Source organism: Bacillus sp. 3255 (assembly GCF_031456485.1).
In the GTDB taxonomy this organism is placed as follows: Bacteria; Bacillota; Bacilli; order Paenibacillales; family NBRC-103111; genus Paenibacillus_E.
In genome coordinates this window covers 141,688-157,337 of sequence record NZ_JAVDUS010000016.1, presented here as the reverse complement: position 1 = coordinate 157,337, position 15,650 = coordinate 141,688, and the positions used below count along the sequence as shown (strand labels likewise).

Annotated in this window: 12 protein-coding genes; 8 read left to right on the top strand and 4 right to left on the bottom strand. The window is 51.1% G+C overall.

Features of this window, described 5'->3' with window-relative positions:
* Positions 1–33: 33 nt before the first annotated feature.
* Positions 34–612, bottom strand: coding sequence for a TetR/AcrR family transcriptional regulator (locus tag J2X61_RS23345; RefSeq protein WP_274472053.1), 579 nt, complete (start codon positions 610–612; stop codon positions 34–36).
* 262 nt (positions 613–874) lie between these two features.
* Here J2X61_RS23345 and J2X61_RS23340 point away from each other — a divergent pair, with 262 nt between their 5' ends.
* The 5 genes from J2X61_RS23340 to J2X61_RS23320 all read left to right on the top strand — a co-directional run bounded on the left by J2X61_RS23340 (position 875) and on the right by J2X61_RS23320 (position 7,426).
* Positions 875–1,534, top strand: coding sequence for an HlyD family efflux transporter periplasmic adaptor subunit (locus tag J2X61_RS23340; protein WP_310190984.1), 660 nt, complete (start codon positions 875–877; stop codon positions 1,532–1,534).
* Between the two features lie 19 nt (positions 1,535–1,553).
* Positions 1,554–2,870 (top strand): efflux RND transporter periplasmic adaptor subunit, encoded by a 1,317-nt coding sequence (locus J2X61_RS23335; RefSeq protein WP_274472055.1) that lies wholly within the window; start codon positions 1,554–1,556, stop codon positions 2,868–2,870.
* An 11-nt stretch (positions 2,871–2,881) separates the two neighbouring features.
* The gene (locus J2X61_RS23330; RefSeq protein WP_274472056.1) at positions 2,882–4,453 is read left to right on the top strand and encodes a DHA2 family efflux MFS transporter permease subunit; all 1,572 of its coding nucleotides are present in this window, start codon (positions 2,882–2,884) and stop codon (positions 4,451–4,453) included.
* A gap of 45 nt (positions 4,454–4,498) precedes the next feature.
* Positions 4,499–6,799 carry an S-layer homology domain-containing protein gene (locus tag J2X61_RS23325; protein WP_310190977.1) on the top strand — a complete coding sequence of 767 codons (2,301 nt, stop codon included), beginning with the start codon at positions 4,499–4,501 and terminating at the stop codon, positions 6,797–6,799.
* Between the two features lie 84 nt (positions 6,800–6,883).
* Positions 6,884–7,426 carry a DUF3231 family protein gene (locus J2X61_RS23320; RefSeq protein WP_274472058.1) on the top strand — a complete coding sequence of 181 codons (543 nt, stop codon included), beginning with the start codon at positions 6,884–6,886 and terminating at the stop codon, positions 7,424–7,426.
* Between the two features lie 94 nt (positions 7,427–7,520).
* Here J2X61_RS23320 and J2X61_RS23315 read toward each other — a convergent pair whose 3' ends face one another.
* On the bottom strand, positions 7,521–8,393 hold the full coding sequence (locus J2X61_RS23315) for a hypothetical protein (RefSeq protein ID WP_310190973.1): 873 nt from the start codon (positions 8,391–8,393) through the stop codon (positions 7,521–7,523).
* A gap of 350 nt (positions 8,394–8,743) precedes the next feature.
* Here J2X61_RS23315 and J2X61_RS23310 point away from each other — a divergent pair, with 350 nt between their 5' ends.
* Positions 8,744–10,165, top strand: a complete 1,422-nt coding sequence (locus tag J2X61_RS23310; RefSeq protein ID WP_396135485.1) for an MDR family MFS transporter — start codon at positions 8,744–8,746, stop codon at positions 10,163–10,165.
* Between the two features lie 70 nt (positions 10,166–10,235).
* Here the strand turns inward: J2X61_RS23310 and J2X61_RS23305 are convergent, their stop codons facing one another.
* Together J2X61_RS23305 and J2X61_RS23300 are read right to left on the bottom strand one after the other, a co-directional pair.
* Complete coding sequence (locus J2X61_RS23305) at positions 10,236–10,631, bottom strand: CHRD domain-containing protein (protein WP_310191049.1); 396 nt, start codon at positions 10,629–10,631, stop codon at positions 10,236–10,238.
* A gap of 175 nt (positions 10,632–10,806) precedes the next feature.
* Complete coding sequence (locus J2X61_RS23300; RefSeq protein WP_274472061.1) at positions 10,807–12,072, bottom strand: MDR family MFS transporter; 1,266 nt, start codon at positions 12,070–12,072, stop codon at positions 10,807–10,809.
* 213 nt (positions 12,073–12,285) lie between these two features.
* Between J2X61_RS23300 and J2X61_RS23295 the strand changes: the two genes are divergently transcribed.
* Both J2X61_RS23295 and J2X61_RS23290 read left to right on the top strand, forming a co-directional pair.
* Positions 12,286–12,780 carry a CcdC protein domain-containing protein gene (locus J2X61_RS23295; protein ID WP_274472062.1) on the top strand — a complete coding sequence of 165 codons (495 nt, stop codon included), beginning with the start codon at positions 12,286–12,288 and terminating at the stop codon, positions 12,778–12,780.
* Positions 12,781–12,953: 173 nt separating this feature from the next.
* Positions 12,954–15,599 carry a response regulator gene (locus tag J2X61_RS23290; protein WP_310190962.1) on the top strand — a complete coding sequence of 882 codons (2,646 nt, stop codon included), beginning with the start codon at positions 12,954–12,956 and terminating at the stop codon, positions 15,597–15,599.
* Positions 15,600–15,650: the final 51 nt, after the last annotated feature.

Here is a 15,650-nt window from a genome sequence, read left to right as displayed (position 1 = left end):
GCTATTGCTGTATGTAATGGGGTTTGCCGTTATTCAACGCCGGATTCCTTTGTAAATAAAATCGATAACTTCTTGCTCAATCGGGTAGTTATTGCTTTCCGTTTCACCGATGATGACTTCCATCATACCAACCTTGGAGACGGAAACCATGCTCATACATCCAAGGATGAGGCGCAAAGCATTCGATGTGGATTGGTATTCAAAAACGCCTTTGGCTCTGCCGTTCTCCAGAATGCTCTTTAATTTATTCGTGGAGTTTTGGATGAACGTAATGATTTTGTCCGCTCGTGTGCTGTTCATGGCCAGTTCTTGCCGGATGATTTGTGAAATTTCCCGTTCCCGCTGGTAGAAAGCAATCATCACCTCAAGGTAATTTTGCAAATCTTGCTTGGGATCCCCCGTCTCGGGAGTAAAGGGCAGCTTCTCGAGCGGTTCGAGTATGGCCAGAAAGACGTTCTCCTTGCCTCCGAAATGATACGAAATAAGCGGCAGCGACACGCCGGCTTCGTCACAAATTTTTCTGACGCTCGTTCCTTCATACCCCTGCTGGGCGAACAGCTTCTTAGCAGATATGATAATTTTATGCTTCACATCGAGTTCTTGTTTGCTCATCGAGGAATCGACTGCACCTCCGTTTAACAGTTGTTAGCAGCATCTGTTTTAACGAATTTTATAGGAGAATATCACTGAAGTCAAACGCCTGCGAGTCCTGCCAACGGACCGCGGGCTTCTTTCATTTAAGGTCTACTGGTAATCTGGAAATTTTTCATTGACGGTCTGAGGAAGAGGACCTATAATTACCTCCATGTAGTTTAACAACTGTTAAAAACGATTGTTAAAAACAATTGTTCAAAGGGCGAGGGGGAGGAGAAACATGAAACGAAAAATTATGTTGTATGTCATTTTGACGATTATCGTTATTGGCGGAGGCGGGATTGCCGGTTATTTCTGGTATGAGGGCCAAAATTATATCTCGACCGAGGATTCCCGGCTGGCAGGGGATATCTATAAAGTCATGCCGCGTATTACAGGCAAGGTGACCTCCTTGCAGGTTGAAGAGGGCGCGCATGTGCTCGCCGATCAGATTATCGGACAGCAGGATATCAATAATCTGGCTACGAGCAGTATGGATCAGGCGGCGTTGAGATCGCCTATCGACGGCACCGTCATCAAGACTTTGATCAAGACCGGGGAAGTTGCGTCGGTTGGTCAGGCCGTTGCGATGGTTGTCGACTCCAGCAGGCTGTTCGTGTCTGCCAATATCGAGGAGACGGCGATCAATAAAGTCCATGAGGGCCAGAAGGTCGACATCAAGCTGGATAATTTTCCAGGCAAAGTGCTAACGGGGAAAGTACAGGAAATAAGCAGGGCCACAGCCTCGACTTTCTCGCTGCTGCCTGCTACGAATACGAGCGGTAATTTCACCAAAGTCACTCAGCGCATTCCGATTAAAATAGCGATCGAAGATCATCAGGGCCTTGATTTAATGCCTGGCATCAGCTCGAACATCAAAATTCACTTGAAGAGCAATTAGACAAGGAGGAGCCATTCCAATGAATAGATTAAACAAATTAATTGTTCCTGCCGCTTTGCTGCTTGCCGCTATTACCGTGCTTCCCGCATGCGGGGCTATAGAGGCGGAAGAAGCGGGTGCGGCGGCCGTTCCTGTTCAAGTGATCAAGCTGGGACCTAGTGCGGCTGCAAGTCTGAACGGCAAAGTGATTCCCGACCAGAGCATTAATATCGTATCGAAGGTATCCGGCAAAGTTGCTGAAGTTCGTGTGCAGGAAGGCAGTAAGGTGAAGAAGGGCGATGTACTCGTGCAATTGGAGACGACGGAGTTGATTCAGCAAGTGAAACAAGCCGAATCTTCCAGCAGCGCAGCTCAGGCTAAGCTGGCCGATACGCAAGCGGGTGCCCGTAAACAAGAGATTGCCGGACTACAAAGCGCCATCACTGCAGCGAGAGGGGCATACGAGCAGGCAACGGCGGCTGTCGAACAGGCCAAGGCGGGCTTCGACCTCGCCGCAAGCACATATAACCGGCTTCGCAATGCATTCGAGAGCAGCTCCAATGTGTCGCAGGATGATATGGACAAAGGAACCTTCGAATTCGAGAAGGCCAATGCAGCTTATGAGCAAGCACAGGGCGCACAGAAAGCCGCTGAAGCACAGTGGAGAGGAACCGAAGCCAAGCTGGAGCTTGCCATCAGCGGTCCGACGGAAAATACGCTCAAAGCGCTTCAAGCGGACGTCGAACGCCTGAATGCGAGTCTTGAGCTTGCCAACAGCGGGCTGAGCAATGCGACCATTACCGCTCCGATTGACGGAGTGATCGTGAAGAAGGGCATTTCGCCGGGTGAGCTGGCGCAGGCCGGGGCGCAGATCCTCTCGTTAGTTAATATGGATCAAGTCCAAGTGGAGCTGAGCGTAGCGGATAACCAAATTACACAAGTGAAGGAAGGCATGAACGTAGACGTTACGATACAGAACGTGCCGGGTAAAAGCTTTCCGGGCGTGGTTTCATTCGTCAGCCCGGTCGCGAACACCAACAGCAATTCATTTCCTGTGAAGGTGAAGGTTGATAATAAAGAAGGCTTGCTGTTTGCCGGGATGGTAGCGGAGGTTAACCTGCAGGCTTCGCAGCAGAGTCGTCTGGAAGTGCCCAAAAGCGCTGTGATCCGCAAAGACCAGAAAGATTATGTGTTCACGGCGGACAACGGCATGGCGCATCTCGTTGAAGTGCAAACCGAAGTGAAGAACCAGGACTGGCTGTATGTGGCGTCTAACGGAAGCATCAAGGCCAATCAACAAATTATCGTGAAGCCTGCGGATAGCTTGACTGAAGGCACGAAGGTTAAAGCCGAATAGGAGGCGCACTCATGGCCGATGGATCGGTAGTAACACAACCAAAATCAGAGGGCAATGGCCAGATGTGGCTGTCGCTAATTGCTATCGTTACGGGGACTTTCGTAGCTGTACTGAACAGCAGCCTAATGAACGTAGCTATGAACAAATTCGTTGCGGTTTTCGGTTCGGACCTCGCGACGATGCAGTGGATCATAACGGGATATACACTGGCTTCCGCTATGGTGATTCCCATGAGCGGGTATTTGGGCGCGAGATTCGGCAATAAAAATTTATTTATCTATTCCGTAGCCGGGTTTACGATATTTTCCGTTCTATGCGGTTTGGCGTGGAGCGCCAACACCATGATCATATTTAGGATCATTCAAGGGTTCGCCGGCGGTTTCATCATGCCGGTGGGGATGTCGATTATTTTCACGACTTTTCCTAAGGAGAAAACAGGTACGGCAATGGGACTATGGGGGATCGCGGCCATGGTGGCGCCCGCTCTCGGGCCGACGTTCGGGGGGTATCTCATCCAGAATTTCAGCTGGCGGCTTCTCTTTTTCATCAATGTCCCGATCGGAATTCTGGCTGTTGTACTCGGTAAGATACTGATGAAGGAGTCTCCTCGGGCGTCCGGGTTGAAATTTGACACGCCGGGGGCCGCCTTATCCATGATTTTCTTCGGGAGCCTGCTGCTCGCCTTGAGCAAAGGACAATCGGAAGGCTGGACGTCCTTGTTCATTGTCAGTCTGTTATTTATTGCACTCTCCAGTTTCATGCTGTTGATTTGGGTGGAGCTTGGAGCCAAACAGCCTGTTCTGGACTTGAGCTTATTCAAAAATGTGAAATTTACGATCAGTGTCGTTTCCGGCAGCCTGGTGATGATGGCCATGATGGGCGGCACTTTCCTGGCGCCGGTGTATCTCCAAAGCATTCAAGGGCTTAATGCCATGCAGACGGGTATTCTCTTGATGCCGCAATCCATCGCGATGGCGGTGATGATGGCTGTCAGCGGCAAATTGGTAGAGAAATTCGGGGTTGTTCCGGTTTGTATCGCCGGTCTGGCGATCTTAGGAATAACGACCGCGGAACTGCATCTATTGACGGCAGATACGCCGAATCATTGGCTGAACTTCATGCTCACGATCCGCGGGATTGGCATAGGCGTTTGCCTGATGCCGCTGACCTCTGCGGGCATGAATGCGGTCGCACCGGAGCAAATCGGTAACGCCTCGCCGCTCTCGAATGTGCTTCGCCAGGTGGCGGGATCGCTGGGGATTGCTATATTTACCGCGATTATGGGCAATCGTCAGATCGTCCATTATCAGCACATTACCGAAAGCGTGCCTGTCGATTCCGTGATGGCGAACACTACCGTATCGACGCTTACCGGAGCTATTTATGCTTGGGCGGTGGATAGGGCTACGGCTACGGGAACAGCGACCTCTTATCTTGCCGGCTTCATGCAGAAAGAGGCCTACGTCAGGTCTATTGCAGATACTTTTTTTATCTCGGCCATTCCGGCCTTCGTATGTATTCCGTTCGTTCTATTCTTCATTAATCGGAGAAAGAAACCCGTTGAAGTCAAAGAGCAGACCTAAGCGCATGCGGATGTAAGATCGATATATGATGGGAGGCACTAAACAATGAAGAAGAGTTTATCGGTTATAATCAGCGCGTGTATGGCTGTTACCCTGCTATCATCGGCAGCGAAAGCCGCTGCTTCGCCTAAATCCTCCTCCGATTTCAGCGATTTGAGTCAGCTGGATGCCGGAACGAGGGCTAAGTTCGATGCCATGATTGCTGCGGGCATTTTTGACGGTTTGGGCGAGGGGGTGTTCGGCCTGCATGAGAAAATGAACCGCGCCCAATTCGCGAAAGCCGCCGCGTTGATTTTCAAACTGAAGGTGGACACTTCACTAAGTGTCTCAAGCTTCAGCGATGTGAGTGCAGCCGATCCTGCCAATGGGTATGCGCTGCCGTATATCGAGGCATTGAAGGCAGCGAATCTGACGGACGGCTTCGGTGCAGGCACCTTTCATCCCGCGGGCGAAGTAACCAAAGAACAACTGGCCGCCTTCTTGATCCGGGGCTTGAATAAAGAGACTGAAGCGCAATCGAATCCAGGTGGAAACGACGATACGGTATCCGAATGGGCCCGAGGGTATGCCGCAGCGGCTGTTCGAATGAATTTGCTTGGCAACCTGACCGACGGCAAGTTCGGCGGAGTATCGCCCGCAACCCGGGAATTGCTGGTGACTTCTTCTTATGAAGCGAAGCGGCTGTATGTACCGGCGGCTGCGGCGGCTATATCCGAGCTTCCGGCAGAAACGCCGCAAGAGTATACCCTGACCGACAACGCCCGTGCTCATATCAAGAGCATTTTCCAGGAAAACTCGCCAGAAGGTTGGCGGGTTGGAGCAGCCATTACGTTAACGAACACATCCGGAACTACGATTCGAATCCCGGACTACGAGCTTCGCATCCGTACTGCGGATGGCACGGTCTACACCTTGCAGCCAAGCGCCGGCAATGCTCGTTCCATCCTTCCTCAAGGCAATGTGACGCTGAGCTATATGACGGATATCGGTGTGAAAAAGGATGTGCAGTTAACGAATCTTCTATGGGTCGATGTCGATCAGAATGTGTATCCTAAGCAGGAAACGCTTCTTGCGGATGCGGCAATCGATTCCATCGTATGGCGCGGCCAAGATGCCGTCATTGAAGATTCGGCCCGACTGGGCGATTGGGGTGTCCGATTCGCTCTTCCAGGTATCGATTCGGACTTGAAGTATTCGGCTGTGAAGCTATCCAAGCAGTTTACAGGACAGACGCCGGCCTACATCGTGGAGATTCAGGCGGAGAACCAAGGCAGCTATGCGGAAACGATTCCGGATTTCACCTTGAGCGGGAAGTCGGCGGGCCAAGCCTTCATCGGGAAACGGGTGGAAGAGGCTCCTATCAGCCTGGATGCCGGAGGTAAGAAGTCGATTCATTTTGCTATAACGACCGATACGAATACGACGCTGGATGCCTTATATGTCCTAACACCGGAGAGCTTCTTGAAGCAAGGTCAGAATGCGCCGCTGCAATACTGGACAGGGCGTATCGGATTCCGGCTGCCTGCTAACGCAGGGACGATTGCAGGACCGGCTGCAAACACGTATCTGTTCGGCAGCCCGATGGCATTTACCCAAACGAATGACTTCATTAATCCCAGTTTGAACGTTTCGCTGGAGGAGCTGCACATAACGGATAACGAAGAGACCGGGAATCAAACAGGACTGGCTAAGTTCAAATTGTTCAACAAAAGCGATAAACCGATTCCGGTTCCGGCTTTCGGAGCGGAATTAGCGGGAGATGCCGGCAATGCGTATGCAGGCAGACGCCAGACGGTAAGTGCGGAGGATATAGCTCCTGGAACGGGAATGATCGTCAGCTACGGCTTCACCCTGCCATCCACCGAACAAAGTGAACAATTTCAATTGAATGTACAGAAAGTATTGTCTAATTCTTCCTATGAGTCGACGATTGCCAGTTATCCTGTGCAGGTTCAAACCGAGACGGATCACAATAACATCTCCTTGTATCCCTTTAAGCTGAATTTGAAAAGCTGGACGCTATCGCAGCTGACGGCGATGGGGGCGACCGGCTTCTCCTACACGTACAAATTAAATTTGGATATGGACATGGAACGTGTTTCCGAAGTTGTGCTCGATACCGCTTTTTCCAAACTGAAATTTGAACTGGTTGATCCGTTAGGGCGCTCCCTGGGTTCGAGCTCTTTCCCGTTTACCGGTGCCAACCGCTTGGTCAGCGGCACTCAGAAGCTAACCTTCAGCAATCTGACGCAAGACCAAATTCAAGGCAACATTTCGGTTAAGGTCTATGAGACCATCCTTACGCCAACCGGTGAAATGGATCGATTCATTACGGAATTGAAATAAGCGAACGGAACCAGCAGCAGGAATAATGTTCATAGTACGTTTAGAAAAGGGGTAAGCTAACTAGCAAAAAAGGAGCGTACGGACATGAATGTGATGGAAGTGCTCAATGATGCGATCAAGCCGTTTCTGGACGGTGAGAAGCCCCCTTTGAACGTCGGTGAAGTCATGAACCTGTGGTTCTATTTAACGGCTACGGAGCAGACGATGCGCGGCGAACAGGTCTCCTTCAATATCGTGCATGATGAAGAGCTTCGGGATAAGCTGGAAGAAGTGATTAACGATGTTCATCGGCCGATCTTTGAGGAACTAACGGCCTTCCTGAAAGCTGAAGGCATACCGCTGCCGCAGGTATCTCCCGATAAGCCTGTGGGCGATTTCCGCGGTATTCCCGAGGGTTCCAGGCTATCCGATGACGAAGTAGCCAATCTGCTTAGCTTCAATATTGTGCTGGGCATCAATTATGCTTGCCGCGGGTTGACGGAGTCCGTCAGGCCGGATGTAGCCGCGATGTTTGCCAGGTTTCAAATCAAAAAGTTAACGTTCTCCATTGTGCTCAAGGATCTTATGGTGAAAAGAGGGTGGTTAAAAGCACCGCCGTATTATAAGCCGGAAGCGATTGGAGATTAAGCAAGAAAGCACTCGTCTAGGACGGTTGGCCATCTAACCAACGGTTCCGTACGGGTGCTTTTTTTGGCGCCGCGGATAATTGCGGTCATCCGGTTTACAACATTCTGAGCCCAAGACTGCGTATCAGTTCTTCCTGGGTAAAGGACCCTTCTCTTCCCCAATGGATGACTCTGACCATATAGGGTTTAACGGGATCCTTCATATGATAAAAGCCGGGAACGCGCATGACTCTGGTCAGATTGGTAATCATCGGATCGGAGCCGAATTTGTCGGACAGCGCTTTCTGAATCGGGACGAATGGACCGACGCTTCCGCTCAGGAGGGGCCAATAAATGTGATAGCCGTTTTTGGTTTCGACGATCATAGCTTTCTTGATGTGGTGCCAATGCTTCCGGAGGAATACTTGCTTCAATTGTGTTACGCGCGCCTCGGTTCTCTGCGCTTTCAAGACATAATCACCCTGTTTGCTACGCGTAAAGTTGATGGAGGCCAATTTCTCGGCCGGATCGGATTTCAACCGCTTGATCGTGTGCCGGAGCAGTTCTCTAGTCGGAAACTTGCCGGATACTTTGTTCAGATCCACATCGATGAACTGGGCCCGGATTTCTGCGATGTCCCCGTCGTTTCCTCTGCGGTTGATTTCCATGAAAACAGCGTAGCCCTGGGCATTGTGACTAAGCAGGTGGATAGGTTTATTCTGTTTGGAGATCAGCCGGATTTGCGGTACCTGCTTCTCGAGCAGGAGAAGAGGTTTGTGCAGCGGGATCGCTTGCTTGCCGCCGGCCGTATTCAAGGAGTTGAGCGAATGGGCTGAGTTCGCATGGTCTCGCCTGTCGCACTCGGAATCGTGGACGAGCAGAAAGCGAAGATGCTCATTGCCCTTGAGGCAGAGCTTGTTGATGAAACGGTGCATTTGGCTGGAGCTGCGCTGCATCCGTCTGGAGTAAGGCGTAGTCTTGGTTGTCATCGAGCCACTTCCCTTATATATGGGTTTGTGTCACACGTTGTTTGATACGCTAAACAATCATATTCGGAAACCGTGCGACAAGTGTGAAGGCAGGGACCCAATTTTGGACGAGGTACGGCAAAACGAGCGTACAAATTGTACATGTCCAAAAATGGGAACAAATGTTTGTGTTTCTGAGCGTTTAGAGTTACAATAAAAGCGGAAAAATAAACTATAACCATTTTATAGGGCTCGATTCTATGTCGAAGTACTTAGACAAATGGTAATATGTTGAAATGTCCGGAATCCATATTTCACAAGGTAGAGGAGGAATGAAGTTGAACGTCTCAAGCGAAGCGGGTCACGCTTCAATCGATTTGAGCAAGATCAAGCGGGGGCCGATCGTAGCTGCACTTGTCATCGGAGCTTTCGTGGCCATCTTGAACGAAACGCTGCTGAACATCGCCTTTCCCGATCTGATGAAAGAGTTTGCCATTGAGCCTGCAACTATCCAGTGGCTATCCACCTCGTATATGCTCGTTATCGGTATTCTCGTGCCTGTTACTGCACTTCTTCAACAATGGTTTACAACGAGGCAAATGTTTCTGTCCGCCATGATTCTGTTTCTGGCGGGAACCGTCATCTGCGGAATTGCGCCTGCATTCAGCTTTCTGCTGTTCGGCAGAATCATACAAGCCTTAGGAACGGGACTTATGCTGCCCGTCATGATGAACACGATACTCGTCATCTATCCGCCTGAGAAAAGGGGAGGAGCGATGGGAATGATCGGGCTCGTCATCATGTTCGGGCCGGCGATCGGACCTACGCTGGCAGGTCTGATTATCGACCAGTTGAGCTGGCGTTGGCTGTTCTATCTAGTCATTCCGCTTGCGGCCTTCTCCATTATCTTCGCCACGGCGTATCTTCGCAACGTGTCGGATCTGACAAGGCCGAAGGTGGATATTCTCTCCATTCTGCTTTCCAGCATCGGATTCGGCGGCATCGTGTATGGCTTCAGCAAAGCGGGCGAAGGCTCGTGGAACGCTCCGGAGGTCGTGTGGACGATCGCCGTCGGTGCCGCAGCGGTCATCTTGTTTGTTATTCGCCAGCTCGTCATGAAAGAGCCGATTCTTGATCTTCGCGCTTTTAAGTTCCCGATGTTTTCCCTGGTGACGATCATGATGCTCGTGCTTATGATGACGCTGTTCTCGACGATGATTTTGCTGCCGCTATTTTTGCAGACCGCGCTGCTGATGTCAGCATTCAAGGCCGGATTAACGCTTATGCCTGGCGGTATTATCAATGGCATCATGGCGCCGATATCGGGCAAGCTGTTCGATAAATACGGGCCGCGCGTCCTCGTCATTCCTGGCTTAATTTTGGTGCTTCTGGCGATATGGTTGTTCACGGGCATTTCTGTCACCACTTCGACCGGACATGTCGTCACGCTTCATATCATTCTATTGATCGGAATTTCACTTGTTATGATGCCTGCCCAGACAACCGGGCTCAATCAACTGCCGCGTCATCTGTATCCGCACGGAACAGCGATTCTGAACACGCTGCAGCAAGTGGCGGGCGCTATCGGTACAGCGCTCTTCATCAGCATCATGTCATCCGGTACGAAATCCTACTTCATCGCCAATCCGAAAGGTAACCCCGCCGAGGGGCTTGTCGCCGGACTCCATAATGCATTCGTCACGGCGTTCTGGGTCGGCTGCCTCGCGTTGATTCTCGGTTTCTTCATCAAGCGCGTTCATGCGCCCCAAGAAGGGGAAAAGGGACTGGCTTAAGTCCGCTTGAAAAGGGCTGTCCGCAAGCAGGTAATCTGCTTGGGACAGCCCTTCGTGTTTGTTCAAGGTATTAACGCCGAACTTGGCCGCGAATTTCACCGTTCGGGTTCTGGATCGTATGAACATTCGCATAGGCGTTGCCGGTTTCGAATTCGTTGATGAGGTCTTGAAGGGTCTTCCCCTGCAGAGGACCCACGAGATCCTGGCTTGTAAGTACGCCTCGAACGACCCCGCGTCTGACGGAAATGCCGAATTTGGACGGGCCGAACAGGAAGGCAACGACGGGACCGTTGTGGCCGGCTTGTCCAAGATGTATATGGCCTTGTGTCACCCGGGATATATTGCGTACGATCAGTGCGAATCGCAACTGGGTTTCGCTGTTGTTCAATTCGAATATGGCATCGCCGGTTGCGGCGGAACGAACAGGTGGCACCTCGTTTCGACTTTTAAGTAAGGCTCGGAAGATAGTTGCCAAGGGTCACCACTCTCCTTTTCTAGTAATACTTCTATGTATTCAGAATTTGCGAGAGTTGCTTATTCATAGGCCCAGATGATAGAAAAATTAATAGTTTCGGGTCGTGGCGAGATGGAAAAAGCACCCGTTGCCGGGTGCTCCAATTTGCATCAAATCTATGAATCCTTTATGCCGTTTGGCGCTCATACCGATTGAACATCAGATGGTACAAGCCGGCCGACAGCACGGCGATTCCCGCCAGCAGGAGGAACGTCCATGTGAAGCCGATCCACGAGGAGACCGGGATCGACAGCGGAGCCAAGGTTCGTCCAAGTGTGAACCGCAGGCTCCCTGCGGCGAAGTATTGGCCGCGCATATGCTCGGGAGCAAGCCGCGAGACGAAGGCTTGCTGGGGTCCGGCCGACATGAGCTCGGCCAGGGTGAACACGGCGATAGCCAGCGTAAAGCCCCAGAAGGTGGACATGGAGCCGAACATCACGATGCCTATCGCGTAGAAGAGCGCACCGCCAATGAACACGTAGCGGTCCCGGTAGGCCAGCATCCACTTGGTGACAATAACCGTGAATAGGGCAACGAACAAGCCGTTCTCCGAAACGATCAGCCCGAACAGCTGCTTGCCCGTTAACTGCAGGCTCCACTCTCCGTAGGAGAAAATCGTTGCGAGAGAGACGGTTTCCTCCATGAAAACGGGAAACAACAGATCGAGCTGCATGAATGTCTGAGAGAGCAGCACGCCCGCAAGGATGAACAGCAGGAAGACCCGGTCGGCAGCGATGATCTTGTAATCCCGCAGCTGCGCGGCCAGGAATCGGTACCAAGGCTCGCCGCTGCTAGTGCGTTGACGGCTTGCCAGCTGTTCCGGCAGCGTCTCGTGCAAGGTACGGCTCATCGTCAGCGAGAGGATGAGGCAGAATACGGAGGCCGCGGTCAGCACGACGTACGGGTTATCGTCATAGGTGATCGATCCGATCAGCGGCCCGATAACGACAGATATGTTCGCCGCCGTATAGAAAATGGCGAACACGCTGGAGCGGTGCTCTTCCTTCACCACGTCCGCTACCATTGCCTGACTGGCCGGCCAGTACAAGGAGCCGGCCATACTGGCGAAGCTGAAGCCGAGGAATCCAAGCGCAGGCATATCCAGCAGCGGCGACGCGGCCAAAGCGAAGAGCCCGTATCCGATGCTCTGCCCGAGAGCTGCAAGAACCATCATCCGCTTCCGGCCGAACCGGTCCGCACAATAGCCGCCAAGCAGATTAGCCAGCACGGAGAGCGCTTGTGATAGAATAAGAAGAAAGCCTGTCCAACCTTTCCCGAAAGCGCTAGCGAAGTAGATCGAAAGAAACGGAAAGAACGTCCAGAAAATAACGTTGAAAGCAGTTTCGCCGCCAAGGCGAATTTTTAAATTCATATCCCAATCTTTCATTCTCATCTGCAAGTACCTCTAGTTGTAAGTAAAATAACTTATCTATCATACAACCAAACTTCAAAGCAGAACAAGGGAAAGGAAAGAAGTGGGGATTGTCGGGATAAAGGATTTCGCATCGGTCTTAAGGCGGAGACGGAATCTAACCAGCGTCCGAATGATTATCATCGGGGATGCGATATAATGATAAAAAAAGCAGCAACAGGAGGAACAGCGATTATGAACATAGAAACGTTAGTCGGGTACGGAGTAGCCGCCCTGGTCATCATCTTGGTGATCTGGCTCAAAACCAGAGGCAGGAAACGCCCGATTAAAAACAAAGGGATCGGCATCTTGCTCCCGGTCATCTTGCTGCCGGTCTTGTTCGGCTTCTCCATCTATTCGCTAACGCAAATTCCGGACCATCCGTTTCACTTGCCAGTGCTTTGGGAAATGCTGTGCGCAATTGTGCTTGGTATCGGGTTGGGGAGCATCATGCTGTATCATACGGGCTATGAGAAGCTCGAGGACGGCTATGTGTATGCGAAGCCGAATAAAAACTTCAAATACGTCCTTATCGCGATCGTAGCTCTTCGTATCGTCCTTTCCCAATATTTCAAAGGACTCGATTATACGGAATTTACGGTGCTTACGATGTTAATGGCGTATTTATATATTTGCGTGTGGCGTGTAGGAAGCTTCATTAAGTTTCGCAGAGCTAGCGCAGGTCTTTGACCTTGAAGGAACTGCTCTCAGGCGAAAGCCCGGGGGCTTTTTCAATTGTGTCAGGGATGATCTACCAATATACGACATGAGACTTTCTCTAGAAGATCTTGCCTATATGCTGTAATATAAATTACACGAGGGTTACATATTTTTACTATGGACAAGTATGATAGGGGTGTCACATGAAATTTTTGATTTATTTTGCCCAATGCAGCGCATTAATCGTGACATTTGTATTTTTGTTAAGGTGGCTGTATCCCTACTACGTCAAATGCTCGAGAAGAGCGCAGTCGATCATGTTCGGGGTCGCTTTCGGAATTTTCGGCCTTATCATTATGCAGATGCCTCTAAATGTAGCGTATGGATTACATATGGATGTCAGACTTGTAAGCGTTATTTTCTCAGGCATTTTCGGGGGACCGCTAGCCGCTGTCATCACAACGGTTATGATTGCTGTTTATCGGATCAGCTTGGGGGGCGCGATGCTCTTTCCGCTTGGTGCGCTCGTGACGACAACGCTCATTAGTATACTTGTACATAGACGAAATGTGAAAAATAGAAAGTTCGTAGAGAAATACGGCTGGCTGCTGGGGCTCGTAATCGGCTTTCAGACCGTAGGCTGGGCGCTGCTGGCGCCGCGGGAAACGATGAACTATTTCATGAACGAGTTCTCGATTACTTATGTCATTTTCCATGCGGTAGCCATTCCTTTGTATTATTCTTTAATCTCTTATGAGATGAGAAGCTTCGAGACGGAGAGAAAGCTGCGCGCAAGCGAGGACAGGTATCGAACCTTGGTGCAGAACTCCCCGGATCTCGTTTATTGCTGCAGTCTGGATGGGACGATTACCCAAGCGAATAATAAGATGTCCAAATTTTTGAAAATGAGAGAACGCGACTTGCTCGGGCAAAATTTGCATGAGCTGATTGTTGAGGAGCAGACCCGCGAGCAATGGGAAAGTGCCATGAACGAAGTGCTGAGCACGGAGGAATCCATAGCTTTCGAAGCGGAGCGGATATTGCCAGACGGTGAAAGCCAATGCATGCATTATACGATATCGCCTATATTCAATCAGCGCGGGGAAATCGTCGAAGTCACCGGAACTGGCCATGATATTACGGAATTAAGGCAGCAGGAGAAGGCGCTTCAGCAATACAAAGAGCATCTGGAAGATTTGGTGGAGGCTCGGACCGCTGAGTTGGCTGAAGCGAAAGAAATGGCGGAGTACGCCAACCGTGCCAAAGGCGAATTTCTCGCCAATATGAGTCATGAAATCCGGACGCCCATGAATGCGGTTATCGGGCTGAGCTATTTGCTTCAGCAAACGGAGTTATCGGAGCAGCAGCAGGTGTATGTGGATAAAACGATTATTTCCGCGAAAAATTTGCTTACCCTCATTAACGACGTCCTGGACTTCTCGAAAATCGAGGCTAAGAAGCTGGTGATCGAGCAGGTGGAATTCGATTTATATGATGTACTCAATCAGATTTCGAATCTGGTTGGGATGAAAGCTTATGACAAAGGATTGAAGCTGCATTTCTCCATCCATCACGAGGTGCCGCAGATGCTTGTCGGAGACCCGTTCCGGTTGAATCAGATCTTGGTCAATCTGGCGAATAACGCCGTGAAGTTCACAGATGAAGGTGAAATTTCATTTGAAATTTGTCTCGTGACCCGAACCGACCGGAGTGTCACCATCGGCTTCACAGTACGCGATACCGGAATCGGGATTACGGATGAGCAGCAGCAAGAGCTCTTTCACCATTTCACCCAGGCGGATATGTCAACTACACGCAAGTACGGCGGTACAGGGCTGGGGCTCGTGATCAGCAAAAATCTCGTAGAATTGATGGGCGGGGCGATTGGCGTCGAGAGTGTTGCCGGGGCGGGAAGCTCCTTCTACTTCACGGCGGAATTCGGCCATAGCACGGGAACGCGAATGACGGCGGTGCACAAGGATTCCCAATTGAAATTGCTTCGCGTATTGCTGGTTTGTGATGATGCGGATATGCAGCTGGTCCTTAAGGGTCAGTTGGAGCAGTTCCAATTCATCGTGCAGACGGCGGATTCCGAGAACAGCGCGATCGAGCAAATCTATCGCAATGGCCGTTACGATCTGGTCATCGTCGACTGGAAGCTGAAGGACTCCGTCGCCGTGCCGTTGGCGGAGCGCATTCAACTCGAATTCTCCACGCCGACGCAAGTCATCGTCATGATCACGGCTTATCATGAGCCTGCCCTGCAGGATGGCGTTCGTTCGCAGGCGATTGATAAGGTGCTGTACTATCCGCTCAGCCAATCGCAGCTGTATAACGAGCTGATCGCTTTGTTTCAGCAGCATTTTGTGGCCAAGCAGTCCATGGTGGTCGACTCCGAGCGCGCGGATCGGTTCAAGGCACTGCAGAATGCCCGTGTTTTGCTTGTTGAGGATAACGAAATCAATCAATTGGTTGCCACGGAAATGCTGAAGGACGTAGGGGTGCTGGTGGATGTGGCCGGAAACGGGCTCGAAGCGGTGACGCGGGTCAAGCAGGAATATTATGATGCCATCTTGATGGACTTGCAGATGCCGGTCATGGGCGGCTATGAGGCGACCAAGCATATTCGGAAGCTGGAGCATGCCCAAGATACGCCTATTATAGCCATGACGGCCGATGCCATGAAGGGTGTGAAGGAGGAAGTGCTCGAAGCGGGAATGAACGGATATATCACGAAGCCGTTTGACCCTATTCAGCTGTTCGGACTGCTGCAACGGCTCATTCAAACCTCGAAGATGCGAGGGTACAAACAAATAGCGGCCTCGGCCGAGGTGACTGGCGACGAGTAGCAGACAAAAGGGTGTCCAAGCCGATATGGCTGGGGCATCCTTTTGTCATGC

Coding starts and splice junctions, on each gene's coding strand:
- J2X61_RS23330 (WP_274472056.1), top strand. CDS start 2,882: ATGGCCGATGGATCGGTAGTAACACAACCAAAATCAGAGGGCAATGGC.
- J2X61_RS23290 (WP_310190962.1), top strand. CDS start 12,954: ATGAAATTTTTGATTTATTTTGCCCAATGCAGCGCATTAATCGTGACA.
- J2X61_RS23325 (WP_310190977.1), top strand. CDS start 4,499: ATGAAGAAGAGTTTATCGGTTATAATCAGCGCGTGTATGGCTGTTACC.
- J2X61_RS23335 (WP_274472055.1), top strand. CDS start 1,554: ATGAATAGATTAAACAAATTAATTGTTCCTGCCGCTTTGCTGCTTGCC.
- J2X61_RS23300 (WP_274472061.1), bottom strand. CDS start 12,072: ATGAGAATGAAAGATTGGGATATGAATTTAAAAATTCGCCTTGGCGGC.
- J2X61_RS23345 (WP_274472053.1), bottom strand. CDS start 612: ATGAGCAAACAAGAACTCGATGTGAAGCATAAAATTATCATATCTGCT.
- J2X61_RS23295 (WP_274472062.1), top strand. CDS start 12,286: ATGAACATAGAAACGTTAGTCGGGTACGGAGTAGCCGCCCTGGTCATC.
- J2X61_RS23315 (WP_310190973.1), bottom strand. CDS start 8,393: ATGACAACCAAGACTACGCCTTACTCCAGACGGATGCAGCGCAGCTCC.
- J2X61_RS23340 (WP_310190984.1), top strand. CDS start 875: ATGAAACGAAAAATTATGTTGTATGTCATTTTGACGATTATCGTTATT.
- J2X61_RS23320 (WP_274472058.1), top strand. CDS start 6,884: ATGAATGTGATGGAAGTGCTCAATGATGCGATCAAGCCGTTTCTGGAC.